Here is a 25,212-nt window from a genome sequence, read left to right on the forward strand (position 1 = left end):
GGGGCGGGATTTCACTCTCGCCCCGCACCGCCTATCTCTATCCGGCATGGATGCCCCCGCCGCCTCCCTCCCGCAGAGATTCGCCGACTGGTTCGCCTATCGCGGCTGGACTGCACGCCCGCATCAGCTTGCATTGCTGGAAGAGGCGCGCGCCGGGCGCTCGACCCTGCTCGTTGCGCCGACCGGCGCCGGCAAGACGCTTGCGGGCTTCCTGCCCTCGCTGGTCGAGCTGAGCGAGGGCAATGGCCGCCATGACGGGCTGCACACCCTCTACATCTCGCCGCTCAAGGCTCTCGCGGTCGACATCGCCCGCAATCTTGAGACGCCGATCCAGGAGATGGCGCTGCCGGTCACGGTCGAGACCCGCACGGGCGACACCTCCGCCGCCAAGCGCACCCGGCAGATCGCGCGACCACCGGCCATCCTGCTGACCACGCCGGAACAGCTGGCCCTCCTGGTCTCGCACCGGGACGCGAAACCGTTCTTCGCCAATCTCAGGCGCGTCGTGCTCGACGAATTGCACGCGCTCGTCACCTCGAAGCGCGGCGACCTGCTTTCGCTCGATCTGGCGCGATTGCGCAATCTCGCGCCAAGACTCTCGGCTGTGGGCCTCTCGGCGACGGTGCGCGAGCCGGCCGACCTGCAGCGCTATCTCGGCGGTGTCGGGACATCGGCCGGGCTGGTCACCGTGAAGGGTGGGGCAAGCGCGCGGATCGGCATCCTGCAATCCGCCAGCCGCCTGCCGATGGCCGGGCATACCACCGGCCATGCCATTTGCGACGTCTACAAGGCGATCAGCGATCACCGCCTGACCCTGGTCTTCGTCAATACGCGGATGCAGGCCGAGTTCATGTTCCAGGGCCTGTGGAACATCAATGACGACAATCTGCCGATCGCGCTGCATCACGGCTCGCTCGACGCCCAGCAGCGCCGCAAGGTCGAGGCGGCGATGGCGGCCGGCAAGCTGAAGGCCGTCGTCTGCACCTCGACGCTTGATCTCGGCATCGACTGGGGCGATGTCGACCTGGTCATCAATATCGGCGCGCCGAAAGGCGCGAGCCGGCTGATGCAGCGCATCGGCCGCTCGAATCACCGCATGGACGAGCCGTCGCAGGCCCTGCTCGTACCGTCCAACCGCTTCGAACTGCTGGAATGTCGCGCCGCCCTCGACGCTGTCGCTGAAGCCGCCCAGGACACGCCTGAGCCCCGCATCGGCGCGCTCGATGTGCTGGCCCAGCATGTGCTTGGCATCGCCTGCTCCGACGGTTTTGCTGCGGACGCACTCTACGAGGAGGTGCGCACCGCCTTGCCCTATGCCGGCCTTGCGCGGGCCGATTTCGACGCGGTGGTCAATTTCGTCGCGACCGGCGGCTATGCCCTGCGCAGCTATGAGCGCTTCGCCAAGCTCCGGCAGGGCAAGGACGGGCTCTTCCGCGCCAGCAACCCGCGCGTGATCCAGCAATATCGCATGAATGTCGGCACCATCGTCGAGTCGACCATGCTTAAGGTCAGGCTTGGCCGGTTGCGCAGCGCAAGGCCGGGTCAGCCCGGCATGCTGAGCCGCGGCGGCCGGATCCTGGGTGAGATCGAGGAGTATTTCGCCGAGACCATGACGAGCGGCGACACGTTTGTCTTCGCCGGCGAGGTGTTGCGCTTCGAAGGCATCACCGAGAACGAAGTCGTCTGCTCGCGCACCAATCCGGGCACCGACCCAAAAATCCCGTCCTATGCCGGTGGCAAATTCCCCCTCTCGACCTTCCTCGCGGCCCGCGTGCGCGCCATGCTCGCCTCGCCGAAGGAATGGGAGAGGCTGCCCGAAGAGGTGTCTTCCTGGCTGCAGGCGCAAAGGCTGAAGTCGCGCCTGCCCAAACCCGGCGAGTTGCTGGTCGAGACCTTTCCGCGCGGTGGGCGGTTCTATCTTGTCGCCTACCCGTTCGAGGGCCGTCTCGCCCATCAGACGCTCGGCATGCTGCTGACGCGGCGGCTGGAACGGGCCCGCCTGAGGCCGCTCGGCTTCGTCTGCAACGACTACGGTATCGCGGTCTGGACGTTGGGCGACATGTCGGCGGCGGTCGCCCGTGGGGCACTCTCCCTCGACGAGCTGTTCGCCGAGGACATGCTCGGCGACGATCTCGAGGCATGGCTCGCCGAATCGGCTCTGATGAAGCGGACCTTTCGTGCCTGTGCCATCATTGGCGGGCTGATCGAACGCCGCTTCCCCGGCCAGGAGAAGAGTGGCCGGCAGGTCACGATGTCGAGCGACCTCGTCTATGATGTGCTGCGCCAGCACGAGCCCGACCACGTGCTTCTGAAAGCCGCATGGGCCGATGCCGCAACAGGCTTGCTCGATATCCACCGGCTCGCTCAAATGCTGACACGAATCAGCGGCCGGATCGTGCATCAGCCGCTGGACCATGTTTCGCCGCTCAGTGTTTCGGTGATGCTCGAGATCGGGCGCGAGGCGGTTCATGGCGAGGCAGCCGACGAGATCCTGGCGGAGGCGGAAGCGATGATGCTCGAAGAGGCGATGGCGTGACGCTGCCCGCAACGAACGAATTTTCAGCCCGTGAGGCCGGAGCGCTCATGCTCGGGCGGCTCGCGATCGTCCCCGATCTCTCGGGCGCGCTCTGGCTGCCCGAAGAGCGCACGCTCGTCGTAGCCGATCTGCATCTGGAAAAGGGCTCGGCCTATGCGGCGCGGGGCATCTTCCTGCCGCCCTATGATTCCGCGACAACGCTGGCGACGCTGACCGCTGCGATCCTGCGCCATGCTCCGGCCCGCGTCATCGCGCTTGGCGACAGCTTTCATGACCGCGGCGCGGAGGAGCGGATCAGCAGTGACGATCTGCGCTCCCTGCACCTGCTGCAGAAGGGCCGTGACTGGCTCTGGGTGATCGGCAACCACGACCCCGCGATCAGCCGGGCGATGGGCGGCGAGACTGCCGCCAGCCTCGAGATCGCAGGCGTCGTGCTGCGCCACGAACCTGACGCGGCCGAAACCGGCTTCGAGATCGCCGGCCATCTCCACCCGGCGGCCAAGATCAGGATGCGCGGGCGGGCCCTGCGTCGCCGCAGCTTCGCCCTCTCCGGGCGGCGCTGCATTCTCCCCGCCATGGGCGCCTATGCCGGCGGGCTGAACCTTCGCGACGCCGCCTTCCGCCCGCTCTTTCGCGAGGGATTGACGGCGCATATGCTCGGCGACGGCAGGCTCTTCCGGATCGACCGGCAGCTGCTGCTGGCGGACTGATGCGGGGCGGTCGCTCCCGGAAAGCGCCAGCGCACCCGGCTCTGAGCTGAAGCAATCTCTCCGTTGGCAATGGAAGGCTGCACCACTCAGCTACAGCGACCGGATCGCCAGGAAGGGCCGGTTCCGACTTTTTCACAAGCTGTTCGTCCGCTACGGGTTGCGTCCGGCGGGGGCTTGTGGCATCAGGACGCCGCTTCGGAACGACGCCGCGCCTGCCATCGCCGATTTCGCGATTGAACAGGCGCTTCAAGGCTTACGATCCTGCTGCGGTAGCTCAGTGGTAGAGCACTCCATTGGTAATGGAGAGGTCGAGAGTTCAATCCTCTCTCGCAGCACCAGCCCAAACGTCTGAAAGCGCCCAACGTCATGCGAGGATGCTGCCAGCCAGCTTGGTAATCCATGCATCTGGCGCACGAGCCTGTTCACACTCCTCGCCGTCGGCAGTGTTCAAAGACCGGCATCTGTCACTTGCAAGTGACCACCAGACAGTTGCCCGATCACGGTTGGCGATACCGCTCCAGAACCGGACCACGCGGACGGTTCGCACCGTCCTCGGATCGCGTTCGCGACCGCAGCTATCGTCAGACAGGCTCTGCGCGTGCGGTCGCGGTCCCGCGCATCTTCGCACTATAATCAGTCAAACTCGGCCAGGCCGAGGCGATGGCATCGAGTTCGGCCAGGGACGACATCGCGTCGCCTTGGGCCAATGCCAGGCGCAGCCGCGTCTGCGCCGAGAGAAGCGCCTGCCCCTCTGGCGTGTTGCGCAGGCTTGCCTCGCCCAGCACCGTGAAGATCGGTGTCGCTTCGGTGCGCCCCCGAACGGCGATGCGGTCCAGTTCAAAGACAAAGAAGGCATCCGCGACAGCGCGTGCGGTCCCGTCTCCGATAACGACCGGCACCGCGTAATCCTTGGTCACGCCCTCCAATCGCGACGCGAGATTCACGGCGTCGCCCAGAACGGAGTAGTCGTAACGCCAGCGCGACCCGATATTGCCGACAACGCACATGCCGGTGTTGACCCCCACTCCGACGGCAAGCGGCGGCAGACCGGGCTCTTCCATCTGGAGTTCCCCATTCAAGCGCTCGACCGCCTGCGACATTTTCAGCGCGGCGGCGATGGCAGCACTCGCATGGTTCGGATCGGACAGCGGCGCGTTCCAGAATGCCATGACGCAATCGCCCATATACTTGTCGATCGTGCCACGGGCCTCCAGCACCTGTTCCGACAGCGCGTCGAGAAGGCGATTGATGATGCTGGTCAACCGGATCGGGTCGTCCTTCAGGCGCTCCGACAGGCTGGTGAAGCCACGCACGTCGCAAAACAGAACGCTGATCTCGCGCCGCTCGCCGCCCAGTTTCAATGAACCAGGGTTGCGCGCGAGTTCCTCGACCAGATCGGGCGTGACATAGCGGGAGAAAGCCTGCGAAACGGCGGCGCGCAGCCGGCGCTCGCGCGCATAGTCGATGCCAAAGCGGGCGCCGAAGCCCATGAACGCTGCAAGCGTCGGTGTCACCGGTGGCAGCCAGATTCGGCCGTAGCGCAGCAGGAGCCAGCTGCCGGCGGCAATGGCAATGACGCTTGCCGCCGCGATCACGCCCGTTCGCCAGGTGATGGCTGCCGAGCCCGTGCCGCAGCCGATCAGCGAGCACAGCAGGACTACGGCTGCGATCGCGCTCAGCGGCGCGGGTCTGATCCAGAGCCCATGCCTGAGATTATCGAGCAGGGTCGCGTGGATCTCGACGCCCGAGGTGAGTGTCCCGGTCTTCGTGGTGTAGGGCGTGGAAAACGCATCGTTCGCACCGGACGCGGCAGTCGGTGCCGCCTTCAGGTTGAACCCGACCAACACGACCTTGTCCTTGAGAAGGCCGGGCGGAAGAAAGGCGCCCGGGTCGAGCGCCTGATAATAGGAGACCGTGGGATAAGTGCGTGGTCCGCCGAGATACTGGATCAGCGCACGCTCGGGGGGCGCAGGGACGGGTTCGCCGGTCTGGCCAAGGAGCGCGGCGGCAAAGCTGCCCTCGATGCGCGGCATGCGCCGCAGCACGCCGTCGCTGTCGAGATCGACCGAGGTCACACCGGTTTCCGCGCCGCTCTCCGTGAATGCCGGCAGGGGCTCGACCAGCGAGACCTGCGTGCCGTGGTCCATGGCGATGACTTCGCGATCTGCCGCCAGCACCATGCCGGGTGCGAGCGCAGCGGCAAGAGCGGCATCGGCGGCCTCATCCGACGGTTCGGAGAAGATGATATCGAGGCCAATGACCTTCGCACCTGCCTGCTTCAGGCTCTGGACCAGGCGGGCGTGGATCTTGCGCGACCAGGGCCAGCGCTCGGACAGCTCGGCGAAGGACGGCTCGTCGATCGCGACAATCACGGCCCCGGGTTGATCCGGCTGGGGCGGGGCAATCGTTGTCAGGATATCGAAGACCCTGGCCTCGACGATTCGGATGCCGGCGCGGCCATGCAGCGGCACGATGAGGAGCGTAACCAGCGCTGCAAGCAGGATGTTGCGCAGGCGCGGCCGCCCGCGCAGCGCCTGCTGCAGCGCCTTGTAGCGGTCATGCAGAGCCGCGGCAGCCCGGCCCGGGGCGGACGCCGCGCGCGCCATCAGAACCGGACCTTGAGCGATGCGGCAATCGTCCGGCCCGCACCGAGGATCGCTTCGCTGGTGCCGACGCGTGCGGCGACCTGATCGTAGCGCCTGTCGAAGACATTGAGCAGGGAGAGGCCCAGCAGAAAGCGTCGATCCGGCGTCTCGTAGCTCGCCGCGAGGTCGGTGGTCCAGAAGGGGTCGAGCTTCACGCCGCCGGGACTGTCGTAGCGCTCGCCGATATAGTTCTCGATCACCAAGAACTTGATGCGGCTGGGATGGACGAAAGTCAGGCCGGCGCGGGCGAACCGACGCGGCACGAACGGCACGTCGACCTCCAGCCCATTCGCGTCGATCGTATTGGAATTGGCCATGCCGATCGTGCCGAAGACACCGATACCGTGGGTCAGCCAGATATTCGCAGTCGCCGTGACATAGTCGATCCTGGCCTTGTTCAGGTCGAAGCCGTCGAGCGTGTCGGGGAAATCGACCCGCAGGTTCCGGGCTCTCTGGCTCTGGTACTCCACTGCGGTGAAGATGTTCTGGGTCCATTCGGCATCCCAGCGCAGCGCCACCGTTTCCTTGCTCCCGCCGAGTTGGGTCGGCAGGGCATTCGGAACCAGCCCCACCGTGGTCACGGGTGACAATGTAAACCCGTTCGGCAGTTCGGTGTCGCGCCGCCAGGCCGCGCGCAGCCAGTGGTTATCGATCGGCGAGACGGCGATGCCGATGCGCGGATCGGCATAGGTCTTGGAGCGCGCCGGCCCCATATCGGCGCCGAGCACCTGGATGCCACCCTCGATCTGGATCTTGTCGGAAGGCTGCCACTGCAGGTTGGTATAGGCGCGGCCGGCCCTGAAACTGCTGCGGGTGGCGTCAAACGTGTCGTTGCTTTCCAGGAACTCGAGGAGAGGAATCGACACTGTCGCGCCTTGCGCGATGTAGTTCCTGATGCGCCCGTTCTGGCCCTCGAGGCCGCTGCGCAAGGTGAAGTCACCGAAGCCGAACGTATGGCTGAGCGCGGCCGTGACTGAATCGACCTTGGTAGCCTTTCGCTCGCGCGTGTCGAGCAACAGGAAGAACGGCCCGAACGTCGGATCGACGATGACAGCGGAATTCGTCACGCTCCGGCGCTGCGACTGATCGGCCCTGGTCGCGACGACCGCACCGGTCAGCACGTTGCGGTAGCCGAACGTGTGGCTCCAGCCGGCGCCGGCCTGATAGGTCTTCACCGAATTGGTATCGGCATCGAAGAGGTTGATCGCGGGAGCGATCAGATCCGGCTTGGCTGAGTTCACCGTGCCCCAGAGCAGGAAGCGATCGGCCGCGCTGGGCGCGATACCGACGAAGGCCGCCGCCGACTGACCGTCTTCGCCGCCGGCCCGGCCGCGCCGATCGCCCGTCTCGATCCGGCTATAGGACAGCGAAACCGAAGTCGGCACCGGCTCGTTGCTGAAGGCCTGGACGGTGGCTTCGCTTTGCCAGCCATTGCGGCCGTTACGGCGCACGAGAGAGCCGCCGAACTCGGTGTCGATGAACGGGCGGCGCAACAGATCGATGCGGCCGATACGGCCGGAAACCGCGAGCGGATCGAAGAACAGGCCCTGCAGGATGAGGTTCCCGGCGACATCAGCGGTGCCGCCTTCGATCTGGTCGAGCGTCGGGCGGGAGAAGAGCGGCCGGGCCCGGCGCGCAGCCGATTGGTCGAAATAGCTCGTGGCGCTGAACGGATCGGCGACGCGATCGGTGTAATAGCGCCCCCAGTCCTCGAGGCTCAGCAGGCGATAGGCCTGGCCGAGATAGGAACCACCCGTCTTCGTCGTCGCCAGGGCCGCGAAATAGCCGCCGCGGTTGCGATAGCGTCGCACGGCCTCGCGGGCATTCGTGATAGCGGCATCGGCATCGAGCTGGTCAACCGCGATGGCAGTGCGGGCGATGGATATGACGGGGTCGTTCTTGTCGAGCCGGTCTGCATTGTCGAGCGCCTGGCCAGCCACTTCCAGATCGCCACTCTGGTACTGGGTGATCGCGACCGCGAGCAGGCTTTGCGCGTCGGCAGGATTGGCGGCGCTTCCGGCAAGCGTGAACTCCAGCGCCTTCGCCATATCGCCTTTCTGCAGGTAGTAGCGCCCCTTGGCGGTGTAGGCGGCGTCGAGCGAGGGATCGAGCGCCAGTGCCTTCTCGATCAGCCTTCCGGCTTCATCGACGCGGCTCTGGTCGAGCAACAGCGTGGCGAGGTTCGCATAGGCCACGGGATCATCGGGATCGACAGCGATGGCCTGGCGAAGGGCACGCTCGGCCTCAAGCGGCGCATCGCGGGCATTCTCGGCGAGACCAAGGCCGTTCCAAAGCGCGCCATCTCCGGGAGCCACCTCCGTGCCGCGCTTGAAATCGGCGACGGCCCCATCGAGGTCGCTGTCGATGCTGCTCTTCAGATACCCGGAAGCCAGCAGCGTCTCGGGGCTGTCGGGATCGGTGGCGCGCATCCGCTCGACGGTGGCACGCATCTCGTCGCGCCTGTTCAGGAGCAACGAGACCTGCGCCGACAACAACGAGGAGAGCAGGTGGCGGGGCGCCGCCTTCTCCGTCTGGCGCAGAACCGTCGCCGCCTCTTCCAGGCCTTTGCCGAAGCCCAGCACATAAGCGGCACAGACATTCTGGTCCGCCCCACCGACGCGTGGCATCGGCAGCACGCGCTTGGGCTCGGCCATCGTGGCGGCAGCGTAATAGCCGCATCTCGCCGTCAGTTGCTGGCGCCCCGTCGTGCCACGCGCCGCTCGCGCGAACAGCGCCGCTGCTTCCTTGTAGCGCTTGGCCGAACCGGCGAGCATCGCCTCGACGAGATCGAGGCGGGCGCTCTGGCTGGAACGGTTCGCCTGCGTCCGGCCCGTATCGCGCCGCGCCGCAGTCCAGTCCTCATCCGGACCCGGGATGAAGGCCGGACGCTGACCGAGGCGTCGGCGCGCCTCCGCCACCGCCTGCAGCACGATCTCGCGTGGATCGTAACCCATTCCATTTTCCGCAATCGCGACCCAATCCTCGGTCGTGCGCGCCGGGATCGGGATGGCGGCGAGCCGCGCGCGCTCGCTGCGCCGGGCCGCACCATCGAGGCGGGTCGCCGGCAGACCACGGAACAGACCGCGCAGCTCCATATAGAACAGCATCTGCTCGCGATCGTCGGACCTCACGAGAACGGTCTTGGTCGGACGTTCTCCGATACGCGCCGTTGCGCCTTCTCCTTGCTGGACCGTGACCGAGCCCTGGGGGTTGCTGAATTCGACCGTGCCTTCCAGCACGATCAGGGACGTGCGGTCGCCCTGGACGGACAGCGACCAGTCGGTGCCGCGGATCGCGGCCGAGGCGGCCGGCGTCTTTACGGTCACCCCGGTACCGCCGCGCGAGGCACGCGCCCAGACATTGCCATTCGGCACTGTCAGCTCGGTCGTGCCTGTCCCTGCCGCGACCTGGTTGACGACAAGCGTGGATTGGCGCCCCACGCGAATGGTCGTCTGGTCCTGAAAAGTGATGCCGAGCGTCCCGATCTCACCGGTGCGCAGTGTATCGCCACCAATCACCTCCTGGCGCACGACGGCCGGGTGCCAGCGCGGCTCTCGCTGCAGCTGGAGTTCCTCGCCTCCCTTTGCGGAGACGATGGCGCCGGCGCGAGGGGTCGATCGCGCCAAAGGCTCTTGCGCGGAACCTGCCGTCGACGTTGCGGCCACAACCATGAGGCCGGCAAATCCCCGGCGAACGACGCGGCGGAACATGGTGAAGCCCCCGGAGCAATCCAAAACCGTCTAACTAGCTTTTGCTGGTTACAGGTATTAGGGGATGGCCCATCGCCTGACTGTGCCTTTTACACAACACAGACAAGCTGATTTCCATGCTCCGATTAAAGGGATTTCGCCAAGGAGATGGCCCATGTCCACGGGATTGCAGTCAACAGGAGTGCAATCAGACCCCGTTTGAGGCAGCGAAACTTCGAACGCAGTATCCTGGCGTTGACGTAACACTGGTTCAAAACGTCATCGAGGTATTCTTCTTCTGTCATCTTGACGAATCGAGAACGAAACTCGTCCTGCGGAAGACCTGCGACAGTTCCGAAAAAGGAAAGCGAAGGTTTTCCCGCCCGCAGGCGAGGAATCTGCCCGCGCATCAGCTGGTACAGAACCGTCGCGAACCCGCCCGCCGCAACGACCAGCGCAAAGGTGAAAATGCCGTTCCATTGCTTTACAGCAGGCGTTGCAGCCGAAAGCGCGCCCATCATAGCAACTGTGATGCCCATCAGCCCGGCGCTGCGGCTATCATGCCGCCCGATCCAGTCGATCATCTGCGAAAGCGACTTCTCGGCCCGCTCCCTGACCCAGTCCTCAGCCATTTCCTGCCCTCGCCCCCACCAAGTCCCTTTGCGTCAATCCACAATCACGTGCAAGTGCCCTCGGTATCGACCTGACATCATCGTGCGAGAGATCGACATCCTCGCTCATTCCATCGCGAGATCAGGCCTCACGGCGATTCCAGCTGGAATACGCTTCAGCTGGCTTCGAACTTCCGCGCTCGAAACGCGCGCATCTTGGCGCGGTTCCCGCACACCTCCATCTCGCACCAGCGCCGCCGGCGATTCTTGGTCGTGTCGAACATGAGCCAGCCGCAATGGTCGCCCTCGCAACGCTTGACCCGTGCGAGATCTTGCTGGGTCATCACGGTGAGAGCCGAGAGCGCAATCGGCCCGAGCACCGCCTCGACGAGGGCCGTGTGCGGGTCCCATGTCCAGGCAAATCCACCGCCGGAGGTCGAGAGCCGCGCCCGGCTCAGGCAATGGGCATGAGCCGCCGTCAGCGCTGCGCGATCCTCCTCCCGCGGCATATCACGCCGGGCCAATGCCGCGCCGATCTCGTAGATGGTTTCCCGGAGCGCATGGGCCTCGCTCAGCAGCCGGGAAGCGAGAACCTCGTCGGCAGCGACCATTGCCAGGGCCGCATCCCTGTCCGTGTCACTGAGCAGTTTTGCGAGATGCGCCCAGAGGACGATATCGGACCCGTTGTGCAGATACTCGGCATGCTGCGACCCTCCCCGATCCGCGACAGAATTGACAAAATCGAAGGCGAGCTCGCTGGCGATAAGCGGCAGGCTTCCAGCGCGACTGGGGGGCAGTGGGTCATTGGCGTCCATGTAACCGCCTATACCCCTTTAAAGGGTTCTATCAAGCGCTTTTCCTCCCGCTCTCCCTGTACTGGAGACCAGCGGGCCATTCGCCCCTTGGGGGCTTCTGGCCATGCTGCGGGCGCTGCCACGGACCGCATCCCGTACCTTGCAGACAGGCTGGGACAGCAGTGCGATTTCAGCAGGGAGGCACCGCCGCAACCCTTTCGAGCCGTTCGAAACACAGTTCGAGTTCGGCGTCGGTCACGGTCATGGGCAGAGAAAAGCCGATACTTGCAGGCCCCTTGGACGTCGTGGAGAGACCGAGTTCGAAACAGCGCGACACGAGGTGGCCCGCGAATGCCGGCCCGGGTTTCATGCCGAAGGCGGCAGGATCGAACTCGATGGCGAGCAGCAACCCGCAGCCTCGTACACCGAGAATGGCGGGGACCTCGCTCGCAAGAGCGGCGATGCGCGACCTGATGCGCCGCTCAAGCTCGACAGCGCGCCCCACCAACCCGTCCCGCTCGACGATTTCGATCATGGTCAGGGCGGCTCGCGTGGTGAGCGGGTTCTTCTCATGCGTGTAGTGGCCGAGATCGAGCTCGGGGGCGATGTCCAGCCGCGCGTCGGCGATGACGGCGGCGATCGGCAGGACCCCGCCGCCCAGTGCCTTGCCAAGCACCACCGCGTCGGGAATGGCGCCGACATGTTCGAAGGCGAAGAAGCGGCCGGTCTTGCCGAGGCCGGAGGGAATCTCGTCGAAGATCAGCAGCGCGCCGTGCCGGTTGCAGAGATCGCGCACCTCGGCCCAGAGTCCGTCCGGCGGAACATGGCAATTGGAGCGGATCGGCTCGGCGACGACGGCCGCGATGCCGGTCTCGGACGCCCCGAAGGCTTCGCGCATCTCCGCCAGCATGCGCTGCGCTCCGTCCGGCGCCCCAATAGGGCGTCACGTGCCGACGCCCCTGCAGGAGCGGGCCGAGGCGCGGGTCCACCGCGGCTTTCGACAGGCCGAAGGCGCCGAAGCCGTGCCCGTGATAGGAGCCCTCCAGCGAGATCGTCTCGTGGCGGCCCGTCGTCACGCGCGCGAGCTTCAGCGCGATCTCCATGGCGTCCGAACCGCCGGTCGCGAAGAGAACCTTGGCGCGCGCACCGGGCCAGTGCGCCAGCAGCTTCTCGGCCAGCCCAACTGCGGGTTCGTTGGTGAAACGGCGCGGCGAGAAGGGCAACGTGTCGAGCTGACGCTTCAACGCCGCAATCACCTCGGGGTGACCATGCCCGATATGGTGCACGGTGTTGCCGTGCAGGTCGATGAAGCGCCGCCCCTCGCCGTCTTCGAGCCAGATGCCCTCCGCTGCGCGCAGTGCCGACAGGCAGGGGCTCGATCCCTTCTGGTGGAAGAAGGCGGTTGCGTCGCGCGATACGAGATCGTGTTCCATGGCCATCGTCATTTCGAGAATGCTGAAAAGCGCCGCAAGGTGAGCCGCCGCAGTGGCGAGAGCCGGCGCCGGCCGGGCTCCCGGCGCTTCTCGATCAATCTTGCAAGGCCGATGGCCGCCAGCGCGAAGGCCAGCAGGACGAGGCTCTTGGCGGCGGCATAGCCGAATTCACCGGAGCTGGCGTGGTTGAAGATCGCGACCGAAGCGAGCTTGTGATTGCCTGAGACCAGGAAGATGACCGAGGACAGTGTCGTCAGCGCGTCGATGAAGACATAGAGCATGCCGAGCAGCAGGGCCGGCAGCAAGATCGGCAGCGTGACGTTCACGAAGCGCAGGACGAGGCCGGCGCCGAGACTTTCCGCGGCTTCGTCGATGGAACCATCGACGCGCTGCAGGGCTGCGCGGGCGGCCAGCACGCCGACGAAGATGTTCGAGAACAGGATATTGATGACCAGGATCGCCGAGGTGCCGGTCAGCGACAGGGCCGGAATGCCGAAGGGGATGTTGAAGGCGACGATATAACCGATGCCGAAGATGATGCCGGGCAGGATCGCCGGCACCAGTACGAGGAAGACGATGAGATTGGCGCCCGGCGGCCGCAGGCGCTCGACGACATAGGCGATCACCACCGCGAACAACCCGCCCACAGGGCCGGCGATCAGGCCGATGCGCAGGCTTTCCCAGACGAGATCCAGACCGCGCTCGGAGCTGCCATAGCCTGTGCCGGCAAGGCCGACCTTTGCGCCTTCTCCCGTGAAATGGCCGAGTGTCAGGCTCCAGTCGGTGCCCCAGACCTTTGTCACGGCGCCCAGCGCCATGGTGCCATAGACCGCGAAGATGAGCGCGCCGACCAGCCCGGCCAGTGCGGCCAGGCCGATACGCCAGGAGCGCGGCATGGGCAGCTCGGAGCGTCCCGCAATGCTCGCGCTCGAATAGCCCTTGCGGCGCCCGAACAACTCGAGGCCGAGATAGAGCAGCAGAGAGGGGATGATCAGCCAGACACAGAGCGCGGCTGCGAGCGGCGTATTCCTGTAGGCGGTGATCTCGTCATAGACGATGCCGGCGAGAACAGGGGTATCGCGGCCGAGAATGAGCGGATTGCCGAAATCCGTAAGGCTCATGATGAAGACGAGCACGATCGCGCGTTTGATCGCGGGCCATGCCAGCGGCAACGTGACATGGCGAAAGGTGGTGAAGTGACCAGCGCCAAGCCCGGCAGCCGCCTCGTCGATACGCCCGTCCTGCCGGCGCAGGACGTTGTCGAGAATGATCAGCGTCGCCGGCATGAAGGACAATGTCTGTGCCAGCAGGACGCCGAGAAGGCCGTAGAGATTGGTCTCGTCGGCATCGATCAGCCCGAGGCCACGGTCGAGCAGCGAATGCGTCACCAGTCCGCGCCGGCCGAACAGCATCACGGTCGCGGTCGCGATCAGGACCGGTGGTGCGACCAACGGCATCAGGAAGACGCCCCGCATCACGGAGGGCCAGGGCACGCCGCCGCAATTGATGCCGTAAGCCAACGCGAAGGCCAGCGACACCGTGAAGACGACCGACAGGCCTGCGAGCGTCAGGCTGTTGAACGCGGCGTTCCGCAGATAGGAATCCTGGAAGACCTTGAGGTAGTGGTCGAGCCCCCAGCGCTCCTCTGAGCCATTGCGCAGCGTGTCGAACGCCTGTTGGCCGATCAGGCCCTTCACCCTGAAGGCGAGCGCGGTCCGCTTATGCAGCATCACATGCGCGATCGCCTGATGATCGGCCACCTCGGCCCTGTCCTGCGGTTCCAGAGCGGCGAGCGCGGCCTGCATCGCCCCGGCCTGTTCGGAATAGGGCGCGCCACGATCCCATGGCGGTGTCAGCCCGGCGAGCCGGAATGCGGTCGCGCTCGCTTCGACGCGCTCAGGCTCGGTCGCCGTCTCGCTCCAGCGGCGCATCAGGGCCGCCCTGTCTTCCGTCGGCAACTGGTCCAGAGCCTCGACCGTGACCTCCTTCAGGCGCGCCGGCGGCATCGGACCGGAGATGACGAAGCTATTGACCAGTACGGCGCCAATCGGCACGCCGATGAAGACCAGCAGCAGCAGCGCGACGACGCCGCTCGCGAGCGCACGTGGCACTTGGCGCAGCAGGCGCGTCACGGCCGTCCGCGCCCGGGAATGAGCGCCGCGCGGCGCTGATCTGGAAGGATGACGACCGGAGCGCCGCGGGCGCCAAGCCGCTCGGCCTCATACGAGGGGCAGTCGGCGATGACGGTACGCCCTGAGTCGAGCGTTACGGTGAGGCGCACGACGGCACCGAGAAAGGCCGAGCCCGCGATCCGCCCGGAGAGGCCAGTCACTCCAGAATTGGCAGTTGCGGTGACCGTAATATGCTCTGGCCGGTAGACCGCGGTGACGCGTTCGCCGGCTCTGACATCGGATGGAAGCGCCATCGGCCAGAATTCGCCATAGGCGTCCAGGCCGCCGGCGACTGCATTCCCTTCGATCAGATTCGACACGCCGATGAACTGAGCGACGAAGTGGGAAATAGGCCGGTGATAGATTTCGGCCGGCGTACCGATCTGCTCGAAACGGCCATTGCGCATGACCGCGACCCTGTCGGACAGGGCCAGGGCCTCTTCCTGATCATGCGTCACGTAGAGCGTGGTGATGCCGAGCCTGTCGACGATCGACCGCAGCTCATTGCGCAGCTTGACGCGGATACGGGCATCGAGAGCCGACATCGGCTCGTCGAGCAGCAGCACCTCGGGATCGGACGCGAGCGCGCGCGCCAGCGCGACGCGCTGCTGCTGGCCGCCGGACAACTCGTGCGGATAGCGTTCGAGTAGCTTCTCCATTTCGACGAGCCGCGCCAGTTCCGCGACACGGCGCTCCCGTTCATCGCGGCCGCGCGCGGCGATCGTGAGCGCGAAACCAATATTCTCGGCGACGGTCTTCGTCGGAAACAGCGCGTAGGACTGGAAGACGAATCCCATGCGCCGGCGCGCGGGAGCCATGTCGGTGACGTCCTCCTGCGTACGCAGGATGCGCCCGCCATCCGGCCGCACGAAGCCGGCGATGATCCGGAGCAGGCTCGTCTTGCCGCAGCCGGAATCACCGAGCAGGGTCACGAACTCTCCCCTGGCGAGATCGAGCGTGACGGCATCGACCGCCCGCGCGGAACCACCATAGGATTTGACGATGTCGCGCACGGCCAGATGCGGCCGGCCCCTCGCGAGGGCCGGCCGCTCTGCGGCATGAGACGGGGCCGCCAGTTCGATCACGGTTGCCCGATCCGTCACTGCTTGAGGATGCGGCTGGCGAATTCGCGCCGGAACGCGGTCATGTCGACCGGGCGGCGCATCTGCCAGAGCGCGATCTGCTTCAGATCGACCAGGCCGTGCCCGGGCACCGCGGTCGCACCAACCACTTTGCCGAGCACCGCAGCTGCGTCCTCGCTCGCCATGAAATCGAGGAAGATCTTGGCTTCGGCCGGGTTGGGGCCGCCGGCGACGAGGCCGCCGCCCTCGGTGACATTGGGCGTGATCCGGCCATAGACGATCTCGACCGGCTTACCCGCGGCCTTGGTCTCGAAGCACGTCGTATCGAAGGTCAGGCCGATCGCGACCTCGCCCGCGCCGGCCAGTTGCGCGCCGCCGGAGCCTCCGTCGGAATACTGGTAGACGTTCTCGTTCAAATTCTCGACGAACGTCCAACCGAACGCGTCGACGAAGGTCGTGAGGATGGCGCCGCCGGTGCCCGATTTGAGCGGAGACGGCAGCGAGATCTCCTTGCGATAGGCCGGCCTGATCAGGTCTTCCCAGGTCACGGGCATCGGAAGCCCCTTCTGCGCCAGCCGCTCCTTGTTGACGACCATGCACATCGTGGTGGCGAAGTACTTGTTGTAGAACCCGTCATCGTCGCGGAAGGCGGGCAGGATCTTCGAGCCTTTCGGCTCGTAGGGCTCGAACACGCCAGCCTGCTTGAGTTGCTCCAGAGCGGTATTGTTGACGAGATAGACGACATCGGCCTGTGGCTTGGCCTTTTCGGCGATAGCGCGCTCGGCGATCGGGCCGGTCGAACCCGATACGAACTTCACATCGATATCAGGGTGCTTTTTCTTGAAGGCGCCGACGAGCGCCGTGTTGACGCTGTCGGAAGCGTTGTAGATCACGACCTCCCTGGCGAGTGCGTGGCCGCCTGCCAGGATGAACGCTGCCGCCGCAATGGCAGCGATCCGCGGGATGCTTTTGATGCTGGGGCTTGGCATGAATGTCTCCGTGCCTAGGGAGTTGTCGTGATATAAGTGTTGCTAAATTGTGTGACACTGGAATGAAGCTGCACTTATTCAACACTTGGCCTGCCCCATGAACCTGTCTCAACTCCGCGCCTTCCACGCCGTCGCGAGCCATCGCACTTTCTCAGCCGCCGCACAGGCGCTGGGCGTCAGCCAGCCCGCGATCACCCAGCACGTGAAATCCCTTGAGGATGCCGTCGGGACGCGTCTGTTCCTGCGCATGGCGAGCGGTGTAGAATTGACGCCTGACGCACTCGACCTACTGCCGAAGGTCCGGCAGGCAATCCTCATGCTCGACGACATCTCAGCCCGGATGAGCGACGGCCGCAGCCTTGCCGCGGGGCATCTCGCCGTCGGCCTATGCGCGCCCTATGTGGCCATGCCGATCCTGAAGCGCTTTACCGCCGAACATCCGGGAGTGCAGCTCGACCTGCGGCTCGAAAATTCCAGCAACCTGCTGGACCTGGTCGCGCAGCACCGCGTCGACATCGGCATCGCGACATTGCGTGAGCCGCATCCCGGTTTTGCCTGCGATTTCCTGCTCGATCAGCGCGTGGAGATTCTGGTGCATGCCGGCCATCCCTGGTGGGAGCGCGGGCAGATCGAGGCGCGCGAACTCTTGGGTCAGCGCCTTGTCACGCGCGAAGCCGGCTCGATGACGCGCCATCTCTTCGAGACGGCTCTGGCGGAGCACGGCATCGAGATCGCGCCCCATCTGATCCTTGGCAGCCGGGAAGCGGTCAAGGAGGCCGTAGTGGCCGGGATCGGCATCGGAATCGTACTCGACCGCGAGCGCGGCTTCGACCCCAGGCTGCGCGCGCTGACCGTTCGCGACTTCAATGTCATGGCCGGGGAGTATCTGGTCACACGCCGGGAGACCCGCAGCCTGGGAAGCGTCGGCGCGTTCGTCGCGATCGCACTCGCGGCCTTCAAGGGAGGAGCGGCCGATCGCCGCCTGTAGATCGCAGCCCGGCTGGCGCCGGGCCGCGCAAGAGCCGGCCTGCGCTGCGGACTGACCAGCCGGGTGGCTGGCACATTCCGCAGCTTCAGGTCCGCTCACGTGCCAGCGGCGGCAGGGATCACTCGGCCGGGGTGAGCAAGGGCTCGTCGAGCAGGTCCGGCAGATCGCCGCTCAGCGCGGCCTTGAGCCGGTCCTGGTCAAGCTCGCCCTCCCAGCGCGCGACCACGATCGTGGCGACGGCGTTGCCGATGAAGTTGGTCACCGCACGACATTCCGACATGAACCGGTCGATGCCGAGGATCAGCGCCATCCCGGCAACCGGCACGGCCGGCACGACGGAGAGGGTGGCGGCCAGAGTGATGAAGCCGGCGCCCGTGATCCCGGCCGCTCCCTTCGAGCTCAGCATCGCCACCAGCAGCAGCAGGATCTGGTCGCCGAGCGGCAGGTGGATGTCCATGGCCTGGGCGATGAAAAGCGCCGCCAGCGTCATGTAGATATTGGTGCCGTCGAGGTTGAACGAGTAGCCGGTCGGCACGACGAGGCCGACGACGGAGCGTTTGCAGCCGGCCTGCTCCATCTTCTCCATCAGGGTCGGCAGCGCAGCCTCCGAGGAGGACGTGCCGATCACCAGCAGGATCTCTTCCTTGATGTAGCGGATCAGCGCCAGGATCGAGAATCCGTTATAGCGCGCGACCGCACCAAGCACGACGAGCACGAAGATCGCCGAGGTCAGGTAGAAGGTGCCGATCAGCATCGCCAGATTGGCGACGGAGCCGATGCCGTAGCGGCCGATGGTGAAGGCCATGGCGCCGAAGGCGCCAAGCGGGGCCGCCTTCATCAGGATGGCGACGAGCTTGAAGATCGGCGCCGACAGGGCCTGCAGGAAGTCGACCACCGGCTTGCCGCGCTCGCCCACCATCGACAGCGACAGGCCAAACAGCACCGAGAAGAACAGCACCTGCAGGATGTCGCCGGAGGCGAAGGCGCCGACGATCGTGTTCGGGATGATGTTCTGGAGGAAGCCAACCACGCTGGAATCATGCGCCTGGGTCGCGTAGCCCTGCACCGATTTCGCATCGAGGCTGGCAGGGTTGATGTGAAGGCCGGCTCCCGGCTGCACCAGGTTACCGACCACGAGCCCGATGATCAGCGCCAGCGTCGAGAAGGTCAGAAAGTAGATCATCGCCTTGCCGGCGACGCGCCCGACCTTCTGCATGTCACTCATTCCGGCGATGCCGGTCGAAACCGTCAGGAAGATGACGGGCGCGATGATCATCTTCACCAGCTTGATGAAGGCGTCTCCGAGCGGCTTGAGGGCAGCGCCCTGCTCCGGCCAGAAATGGCCGAGCAGGATGCCGGCCGCGATGGCCGCGAGCACCTGCACATAGAGATGCTGATAGAATTTCCTGGCAGGGGCCGGCTGGGCCGGCGCCTGGTCGAGCGTGATCGCCATGACTTCCTCCTTGGGGTCGGTCTCGCGGTGTTCTTGCTGTTCTGGACGCCGCTTGGCCGCGTCGTTGGCAATCGCCATGCCAAGCCCCGGCGATGATTTTCATCGCGTTATTTCAAAGGCTTGACCGGATATTTACCTCTCGCGGCGCCGCACCCTGGCGATCCGCCGCACAGCGGAGGGTTGATTTGTGCGGATCTCCGCACATGATGGGGCATGACCATGATTCCGCCGGAAGAGCGCGATCGCCGGGCGGCCAGGCGCCTCTGGATCGCCTTCGCGTTGCTGGTCGCAGTCGTCGCCGTCGTCGCTTTCGTGATCGCCGGCGATACCGGCCGCAACCGCGCCATCGCGACTACGCGCGTCCGCGCCGAGGATGCCGGGACGCTGGCGCTCGCGATCCTGCGCGGCGAGCTGGAGAAGCAGCGCGCATTGCCGGTCATCCTGGCGCGCGACCCGGATGTGCGCGCGGCCCTGGTCGATGGCGACAGGCAGGCGCTCGACAGCAAGTTGGAGGCGATCGCGCGCGAAACCCGCGCCGCAGTGATCTACGTACTTGGCAAGGACGGGATCACGATCGCCGCGAGCAACTGGCGCGAGCCGACGAGCTTTGTCGGCAACGACTACGCCTTCCGTGACTATTTCAGCGCTGCCGTCTCCGGCGGCGCGGCCGAGCAGTTTGCGCTCGGCACGGTCAGCAAGCGGCCCGGCCTCTACATCACCAGCCGCGTGGATGACGGCGAGACCGCGCTCGGCGTGATCGTGGTCAAGGTCGAGTTCGACCAGGTCGAGGCCGATTGGCGGGCGCTGGGCGGGCAGACCTTCGTCGTCGACAAGCGCGGCGTCGTGCTGCTCTCCACATTTGCGGACTGGCGCTTCCGGGTCGAAGAGGCCCTGGCCCCACAGACAGCAGCTGATATCCGGCAATCGCTGCAATTCGGTGCCGCGCCGCTGACGCTGCTGCCCTTGCAGCGCGAGGGCGACATCGTCCGCGGTACCGGCACTGTTGCCGGAGCGCATGTCGCCTCGCGTATCCCGATCCCGACCACCGACTGGAGGCTCGAGGTGCTCCTCCCGGTCGACCAGGCGATCCGCGACCAGCGGGCGGAACTGCAGACGCTCATCGCGCTCCTGCTCATGCCGGGCGCCGCGCTCGGCGCGCTGGCGCTGCGCCGGCGCCAGGTCAATCTCGCCCGGCGCAGCGTCGAGGCGCGGATCAAGGACGAGCTCGAACGGCGCGTCGCCGAGCGCACCGCCGCGCTCGCCGGAGCGAATGCCCGGCTCGTCGAAGAGATGGCGGAGCGCACGCGGGCGCAGGAGCGCCTCTCCGATGCGCGCGAGGAGTTGGCAAAGGCCAATCGGCTCGCAACCTTGGGCCAGGTCACGGCAGGCGTCGCCCACGAAATCAACCAGCCTCTCGCCGCGATGCGGACCTATGCCGAGAATGCCCGCGCCTTCCTCGAGCGTACGGATGCGGCCAGCGTCGACGGCGCGCTCGGCAAGATCGTCAGGCTGACCGAGCGGATCGGCACCATCACGGACACGCTGCGCGGCTTCGCGCGGCGCGGCGGGGGACCGCTTGGGCCGGTCGATCTTCGAGAGGCGATCGACGGCGCGCTGATGATCCTCGATGCCGCGCTGCGCCAGGCCGGCGTCACGCCGGTGGTTCCGGCGCTGACCCCGCCGGTCTCGGTGCTTGCCCGCCCGGTCGAACTCGAACAGGTCCTCGTCAACCTGATGCGCAACGCCATCGAGGCCATGGCCCAGCGGCGGAACGGGCAGGCACCGCGGCTCGCGATCACTGTCGTGGCCGAAGCAGAGCGCGTCGAGATCGCCATCGCCGATAGCGGCCCTGGGCTCGACACGGAGGCACTGGCCGCACTCTTCACGCCATTTCGCACGACGAAGTCGCGCGGGCTCGGCCTCGGGCTGGTGATATCGCACGATATCGTTGCGTCCTTCGGCGGCGCGCTGTCTGCCACGAGCCGCCCCGGCGAGGGCAGCACCTTCACGATCAGCCTCAAGAGAACCGCATGACCGATCCCGATAGCGTCCAGGCGGTCATCGAGGTCGCCTTCGTCGACGACGATCCCGATCTGCGCGACGCCAATGCCCAGGCGCTGCGCCTCGCCGGCTTCCGTGCGGTCCCGCTCGGCTCGGCCCAGGCCGCGCTCGACCGCATCGGCCCGGACTATGCCGGCGTCGTCGTCACCGATGTGCGCATGCCCGGCATGGACGGCATCGAACTGTCCAGGCGCCTGCGCGCGCTCGATCCGGACATTCCGGTGATCGTGATCTCCGGTCATGCGGATGTCGCCATGGCGGTCGCGGCGATGAGCGAGGGCGCCTACGACTTCATCGCCAAGCCCTATTCCGGCGAGCGCCTGGTCGAGACCTTGCGCCGCGCCGTGGAGAAGCGCGCGCTCGTCATCGAGAACCGACGCCTGCGCGCACTCGCGGCCAGTTCCGAGGAGGAGACCGCGCTGCTCGGCGAGGCCCCTGCTATCCTGCGCCTGCGCCAGACCATCCGCGATCTCGCCGATGTCGATGTCGATGTTCTGGTTCTGGGCGAAACCGGCACGGGCAAGGAGGTCGTCGCCAATCTGCTGCACCGGCTGGGTCGCCGCCGCGACAAGCCCTTTGTCGCCCTGAACTGCGGCGCGCTGCCCGAGAGCGTCATCGAGAGCGAGCTCTTCGGCTACGAGGCCGGGGCCTTCACCGGCGCGCAGAAGCGGCGAATCGGCCGCATCGAACATTCCAGCGGCGGCACGCTCTTCCTCGACGAGTTGGAGAGCATGCCGCCTGCAGCCCAGGTCAAGCTGCTGCGCGTGCTGGAGATGCGCGAGATCACGCCGCTCGGCTCCAACGACCTGCGCCGCGTCGACCTGCGCGTCGTCGCCGCGACGAAGCTCGATCTCGGCGACCCCGCCCAGCGCGGCGATTTCCGCGAGGATCTCTATTATCGCCTCAACGTGGTCACGTTGCGCATCCCTCCCCTGCGCGAGCGGCGCCGCGACGTGCCGCTGCTCTTTGCCCAGTTCCTCGCCCGGGCGGCGAGGAAATACGGGCGCGAGGTGCCGGTGCTGGAGCGCAGCGTCGAGCGCCACCTGGTCGAAAATGCCTGGACCGGCAATGTCCGTGAGTTGGTCCATTTCGCCGAACGTGTGGCGCTCGGGCTGTCGGGCGACCTGCCAGCGGTCCAGGCTCGCGAGGATGTCGCGCCATCCAGCCTGCCGGAGCGCCTTACCGCAATCGAAGCCAACCTGATCCGTGAGGCCCTGGAAGCCAATCGCGGCGATGTTCGCGCAACCCTCGAGATGCTGGGCATCCCGCGCAAGACCTTCTACGACAAACTTGCCCGGCACGGCATCGACCGCGCAGCTTACGCGGTGTCGGAGTAAGCCCCGACCGGGATCATCGTCTGCATGCCGGCGCGCATCAGACCAGGACCTCGGAGCAGGGTTCCCTGCTGCGAAGGCGCCGCGGCTTGCACCTCGCTCGTCTGCATATGGGTCATCCTTTGGGTTGAGTGATGCACCGAAAGACGGCGTTGAATCTCTTCATCTTTGGCGCTCTGATGAGCGCAGCCGAGGCGCGCTTGGTTTCGTCTGTCCCCGGTCAGAGCCGGGCTTGAGGAACCTATCGGGCCCGGCTCGCCCATACCTGCGGGCAGCCAAGCGCCCCCGGTCGCACGCTTAAGAGGCCGGCGCCGGCGAATGCCGGATCAGGACCGGCCGCCACCGCTTCGCCAGCTCGCGATCAGCTTGAGCCATGGCGCGATGTGGAAGGTACTCATCAGTACGTACATCGGAACCATGCCGTTCAACGGTGACGCACCTTGAGCGGACGCGCAGAGGATGTCCTGCTGTCCGCCGCCAAACACACCGGTGAGCAGCGCCATGATCGCGAAAGTCGGCGCAGCCGCGAGGCTTACCCCAGCGGCTGCGCGGAGGGCCGCGCTACAGCTTCTGTGCGGGGCCGCCACCGCTTCGCTCACGGCTGGTCGTATTCGTCGTGGCGGCGCCACCACGGGCCACCAGCCTCGTTGCGCCCCTTGGGAGCGCGGTCGAGCCAAGGATACATGCCCCAGATGCCATCCACCCCGCGCGCATAGGTGGAATAGCTGTGGTAGATGACGCCATTGTCGCGCACGAAGGCGCTCATGCCCGGCCTGTCGCGCGTATATGTCGGCACATCGGTTCCGGACATGGCCGCGAAGTCGGCGACGGGCCCCGTGACCGGCATTGCGTCCATTACGAAACCGCTGCGCCGATAGTTGTAGTCTATCGCCCCCGCGCGCTGCACGTCCTCGGTGAACGAGACGTTGAAGTCATAATTGAAGTCGCCGCCAGCCGAGGATGCCCAGGGGAACGTCCAGCCCATCCGCTGCTTGTAGGCCTGAAGCTTGGTGAGCGGCGCCCGCGACACCGCCGTCAGCGTCACATCGTGGTTCGCGAGATGCAGGTAGAAACCGTTGAACCCATCGGCGATCGCAGAGCAGGACGGGCACCCCGCCTTGTAGTCGGGCCCGAACATGAAATGATAGACGAGGAGTTGCGAGCGCCCGCGGAAGAGGTCTGCCAGCGCCACGCTGCCCTCGTCGGTCTCGAAACTGTACTCCTTGTCGACCTGCACCCAGGGCAGTTCCTGCCGCCGCCGCGCCAACTCATCGCTGCGCCGCGTCAACTCCTTCTCCTCCTCAAGCAGGCTGAGCCGAGCTGCCAGCCACTCTTCACGCGTCCCGCTCATGTGTATCGTCATCGTCGTCGCTCCTGTCGTTGGGTGACCATCGTCGCTCGCTCCCTTGGCGAAACGGCGGGTGGTCAGCGGTGACGAGATTGATAGGGACAGGGCATCGAGGGGTGGGAGTGACAAGTGTGGCGGGATTCCGATGGACTCGCTGATCACCGCGGCGGCGCGCGCGCTTGCCGCAGGCGATCCCCTCGGCGCCTTGAACCGGGTTGCGCTGCGCGACGACGCACCGGCGCTCGCGCTGCGGGGGATCGCGATGGCTCAGCTCGGCGATCTCGTTCGGGCGAAGGACCTTCTGCGGCGCGCGACGCGCGCCTTCGGCCCGAGGGAGGCCGTGGCGCGGGCACGATGCATTGTCGCCGAAGCCGAGATCGCGCTCGCTTCGCGCGACCTCGGCTGGCCAGCAGGGGCCCTCGATGCAGCCCGCGTAACGCTCGAAGCGCATGGTGACCGGCTGAACAGCGCCCATGCGCGGCATCTTGAGATCCGGCGCCTCCTGCTGATCGGGCGCCTCGACGAGGCCGAGCGCAAGCTCGCCGAACTCGACGCCACATCCCTTCCGCCCGCATCGCGGACCGTCCACGAACTGGTGGTCGCGGGAATCGCGATGCGGCGCCTCCGGACGAAAGCGGCGCGCGCTGCACTCGCACAAGCCGAGGACGCGGCGCGCCGTGCCGCAATCCCGGCATTGACTGCGGAGGTCGAAAGCGCGGCCCTCCTGCTGAGCACGACGGCGGCACGACTGATCGCGCGTGGCGAGGAGCGCCCGCTCCTGCTCCATGATGTCGAGGCGCTGCAGGCATCGGATGCTCTCGTGGTGGATGCGTACCGATATGTGGTGCGCGACCCGCACAGGGTCGTCCCCCTCGCCACACGCCCGGTCTTGTTCGCATTGGCGCGGACGCTGGCCGAAGCGTGGCCGGGGGATGTATCACGCGACATGCTCGTCGCGCGGGCCTTCGGAGCCAAGCAGGCCGACGAATCGCACCGCGCCCGGTTGCGGGTCGAAATCGGGCGGCTGCGCAGATTGCTGCGGGGACTGGCCGGATTGAACGCAACGAAACAAGGCTTTGCGCTGGCTCCGCACCACGCCGGCGACGTCGCCGTTCTGGCCCGGCCCGTCGAGGAACGGCATGCGGGCGTGCTGGCTTTCGTTGCCGATGGCGAAGCGTGGTCGAGCTCCGCACTCGCGCTTGCGCTCGGCGCCAGTCAGCGGACCGTGCAGCGGGCACTGGACGCGCTTGCGGCAACCGGAAAGGTGCAATCCTTCGGTCACGGACGGGCCCGTCGCTGGATCACCCCGCCGATGCCAGGTTTCACGACAACCTTGTTACTCCCCGCTCCGCTGCCAAGCGATTAGGA

At 66.3% G+C, this 25,212-nt stretch carries 17 protein-coding genes, 1 tRNA gene and 1 pseudogene; 7 read left to right on the forward strand and 12 right to left on the reverse strand.

The annotated features are described in order from the left end of the window. Positions 1-46: 46 nt before the first annotated feature. The 3 genes from BIWAKO_RS05470 (at position 47) to BIWAKO_RS05480 (ending at position 3,584) form a co-directional block, all read left to right on the forward strand. A complete protein-coding gene (locus tag BIWAKO_RS05470) occupies positions 47-2,536 on the forward strand; it encodes a ligase-associated DNA damage response DEXH box helicase (protein ID WP_069877673.1) in 2,490 nt (829 codons plus the stop codon). Positions 2,537-2,583: 47 nt separating this feature from the next. Beyond that, positions 2,584-3,246 carry a ligase-associated DNA damage response endonuclease PdeM gene (gene pdeM / locus BIWAKO_RS05475; protein ID WP_069882200.1) on the forward strand — a complete coding sequence of 221 codons (663 nt, stop codon included), beginning with the start codon at positions 2,584-2,586 and terminating at the stop codon, positions 3,244-3,246. A gap of 263 nt (positions 3,247-3,509) precedes the next feature. Continuing rightward, a tRNA-Thr gene (locus tag BIWAKO_RS05480) sits at positions 3,510-3,584 on the forward strand. 243 nt (positions 3,585-3,827) lie between these two features. On the opposite strand, the gene BIWAKO_RS05485 is transcribed toward BIWAKO_RS05480, so the two are convergent. The 9 genes and pseudogenes from BIWAKO_RS05485 to BIWAKO_RS05520 all read right to left on the reverse strand — a co-directional run bounded on the left by BIWAKO_RS05485 (position 3,828) and on the right by BIWAKO_RS05520 (position 16,660). After that, positions 3,828-5,852 carry a CHASE2 domain-containing protein gene (locus tag BIWAKO_RS05485; RefSeq protein ID WP_069877674.1) on the reverse strand — a complete coding sequence of 675 codons (2,025 nt, stop codon included), beginning with the start codon at positions 5,850-5,852 and terminating at the stop codon, positions 3,828-3,830. Then, entirely contained in the window at positions 5,852-9,517 is a 3,666-nt protein-coding gene (locus BIWAKO_RS05490; protein WP_176733267.1) for a FecR domain-containing protein, read from the reverse strand. The genes BIWAKO_RS05485 and BIWAKO_RS05490 overlap by 1 nt, the downstream gene beginning before the upstream one ends. A 209-nt stretch (positions 9,518-9,726) precedes the next feature. Beyond that, positions 9,727-10,212: a Pycsar system effector family protein gene (locus BIWAKO_RS05495; protein ID WP_069877676.1), complete on the reverse strand. Its 486-nt coding sequence runs from the start codon at positions 10,210-10,212 to the stop codon at positions 9,727-9,729. A gap of 155 nt (positions 10,213-10,367) precedes the next feature. Next, the gene (locus tag BIWAKO_RS05500; protein ID WP_069877677.1) at positions 10,368-11,006 is read right to left on the reverse strand and encodes a CGNR zinc finger domain-containing protein; all 639 of its coding nucleotides are present in this window, start codon (positions 11,004-11,006) and stop codon (positions 10,368-10,370) included. A gap of 169 nt (positions 11,007-11,175) precedes the next feature. Then, complete coding sequence (locus tag BIWAKO_RS37080; RefSeq protein ID WP_069877678.1) at positions 11,176-11,895, reverse strand: aminotransferase class III-fold pyridoxal phosphate-dependent enzyme; 720 nt, start codon at positions 11,893-11,895, stop codon at positions 11,176-11,178. A 142-nt stretch (positions 11,896-12,037) separates the two neighbouring features. Beyond that, positions 12,038-12,430: pseudogene (locus BIWAKO_RS37085) on the reverse strand (aminotransferase class III-fold pyridoxal phosphate-dependent enzyme); the annotation flags it as partial. Beyond that, complete coding sequence (locus BIWAKO_RS05510) at positions 12,427-14,550, reverse strand: ABC transporter permease (protein WP_069877679.1); 2,124 nt, start codon at positions 14,548-14,550, stop codon at positions 12,427-12,429. The gene BIWAKO_RS05510 and the pseudogene BIWAKO_RS37085, both read right to left, overlap by 4 nt. Then, a complete protein-coding gene (locus BIWAKO_RS37290; protein WP_371331838.1) occupies positions 14,547-15,674 on the reverse strand; it encodes an ABC transporter ATP-binding protein in 1,128 nt (375 codons plus the stop codon). Before BIWAKO_RS37290 ends, BIWAKO_RS05510 begins: the two co-directional genes overlap by 4 nt. 14 nt (positions 15,675-15,688) lie before the next feature. Further along, positions 15,689-16,660, reverse strand: a complete 972-nt coding sequence (locus tag BIWAKO_RS05520; RefSeq protein ID WP_069877680.1) for an extracellular solute-binding protein — start codon at positions 16,658-16,660, stop codon at positions 15,689-15,691. Between the two features lie 97 nt (positions 16,661-16,757). Here BIWAKO_RS05520 and BIWAKO_RS05525 point away from each other — a divergent pair, with 97 nt between their 5' ends. Then, a complete protein-coding gene (locus BIWAKO_RS05525; protein ID WP_069877681.1) occupies positions 16,758-17,648 on the forward strand; it encodes a LysR substrate-binding domain-containing protein in 891 nt (296 codons plus the stop codon). Positions 17,649-17,766: 118 nt separating this feature from the next. Here BIWAKO_RS05525 and BIWAKO_RS05530 read toward each other — a convergent pair whose 3' ends face one another. Beyond that, a complete protein-coding gene (locus BIWAKO_RS05530) occupies positions 17,767-19,101 on the reverse strand; it encodes a dicarboxylate/amino acid:cation symporter (protein ID WP_069882202.1) in 1,335 nt (444 codons plus the stop codon). Between the two features lie 213 nt (positions 19,102-19,314). On the opposite strand from BIWAKO_RS05530, the gene BIWAKO_RS05535 reads away from it, so the two are divergent. Together BIWAKO_RS05535 and BIWAKO_RS05540 are read left to right on the forward strand one after the other, a co-directional pair. Beyond that, positions 19,315-21,135, forward strand: a complete 1,821-nt coding sequence (locus tag BIWAKO_RS05535) for a sensor histidine kinase (RefSeq protein WP_069877682.1) — start codon at positions 19,315-19,317, stop codon at positions 21,133-21,135. After that, positions 21,132-22,499 (forward strand): sigma-54-dependent transcriptional regulator, encoded by a 1,368-nt coding sequence (locus tag BIWAKO_RS05540; RefSeq protein WP_069877683.1) that lies wholly within the window; start codon positions 21,132-21,134, stop codon positions 22,497-22,499. The genes BIWAKO_RS05535 and BIWAKO_RS05540 overlap by 4 nt, the downstream gene beginning before the upstream one ends. A 323-nt stretch (positions 22,500-22,822) precedes the next feature. On the opposite strand, the gene BIWAKO_RS05545 is transcribed toward BIWAKO_RS05540, so the two are convergent. Both BIWAKO_RS05545 and BIWAKO_RS05550 read right to left on the reverse strand, forming a co-directional pair. Further along, the gene (locus BIWAKO_RS05545) at positions 22,823-22,999 is read right to left on the reverse strand and encodes a hypothetical protein (RefSeq protein WP_371331839.1); all 177 of its coding nucleotides are present in this window, start codon (positions 22,997-22,999) and stop codon (positions 22,823-22,825) included. Positions 23,000-23,091: 92 nt separating this feature from the next. Next, entirely contained in the window at positions 23,092-23,859 is a 768-nt protein-coding gene (locus BIWAKO_RS05550) for a DUF899 domain-containing protein (protein ID WP_069877684.1), read from the reverse strand. Positions 23,860-23,989: 130 nt separating this feature from the next. Here BIWAKO_RS05550 and BIWAKO_RS05555 point away from each other — a divergent pair, with 130 nt between their 5' ends. Then, positions 23,990-25,210: a DNA-binding protein gene (locus BIWAKO_RS05555; RefSeq protein ID WP_069877685.1), complete on the forward strand. Its 1,221-nt coding sequence runs from the start codon at positions 23,990-23,992 to the stop codon at positions 25,208-25,210. Positions 25,211-25,212 lie beyond the last annotated feature (2 nt).

Source organism: Bosea sp. BIWAKO-01 (assembly GCF_001748145.1).
GTDB lineage: Bacteria > Pseudomonadota > Alphaproteobacteria > Rhizobiales > Beijerinckiaceae > Allobosea.

Coding starts and splice junctions, on each gene's coding strand:
- BIWAKO_RS05550 (WP_069877684.1), bottom strand. CDS start 23,859: ATGACGATACACATGAGCGGGACGCGTGAAGAGTGGCTGGCAGCTCGG.
- BIWAKO_RS05500 (WP_069877677.1), bottom strand. CDS start 11,006: ATGGACGCCAATGACCCACTGCCCCCCAGTCGCGCTGGAAGCCTGCCG.
- BIWAKO_RS05555 (WP_069877685.1), top strand. CDS start 23,990: ATGGACTCGCTGATCACCGCGGCGGCGCGCGCGCTTGCCGCAGGCGAT.
- BIWAKO_RS05520 (WP_069877680.1), bottom strand. CDS start 16,660: ATGCCAAGCCCCAGCATCAAAAGCATCCCGCGGATCGCTGCCATTGCG.
- BIWAKO_RS05540 (WP_069877683.1), top strand. CDS start 21,132: ATGACCGATCCCGATAGCGTCCAGGCGGTCATCGAGGTCGCCTTCGTC.
- BIWAKO_RS37080 (WP_069877678.1), bottom strand. CDS start 11,895: ATGCTGGCGGAGATGCGCGAAGCCTTCGGGGCGTCCGAGACCGGCATC.
- BIWAKO_RS05525 (WP_069877681.1), top strand. CDS start 16,758: ATGAACCTGTCTCAACTCCGCGCCTTCCACGCCGTCGCGAGCCATCGC.
- BIWAKO_RS05485 (WP_069877674.1), bottom strand. CDS start 5,852: ATGGCGCGCGCGGCGTCCGCCCCGGGCCGGGCTGCCGCGGCTCTGCAT.
- BIWAKO_RS05535 (WP_069877682.1), top strand. CDS start 19,315: ATGACCATGATTCCGCCGGAAGAGCGCGATCGCCGGGCGGCCAGGCGC.
- BIWAKO_RS05530 (WP_069882202.1), bottom strand. CDS start 19,101: ATGGCGATCACGCTCGACCAGGCGCCGGCCCAGCCGGCCCCTGCCAGG.
- BIWAKO_RS05470 (WP_069877673.1), top strand. CDS start 47: ATGGATGCCCCCGCCGCCTCCCTCCCGCAGAGATTCGCCGACTGGTTC.
- BIWAKO_RS05495 (WP_069877676.1), bottom strand. CDS start 10,212: ATGGCTGAGGACTGGGTCAGGGAGCGGGCCGAGAAGTCGCTTTCGCAG.
- BIWAKO_RS05545 (WP_371331839.1), bottom strand. CDS start 22,999: ATGGCGCTGCTCACCGGTGTGTTTGGCGGCGGACAGCAGGACATCCTC.
- pdeM (WP_069882200.1), top strand. CDS start 2,584: ATGCTCGGGCGGCTCGCGATCGTCCCCGATCTCTCGGGCGCGCTCTGG.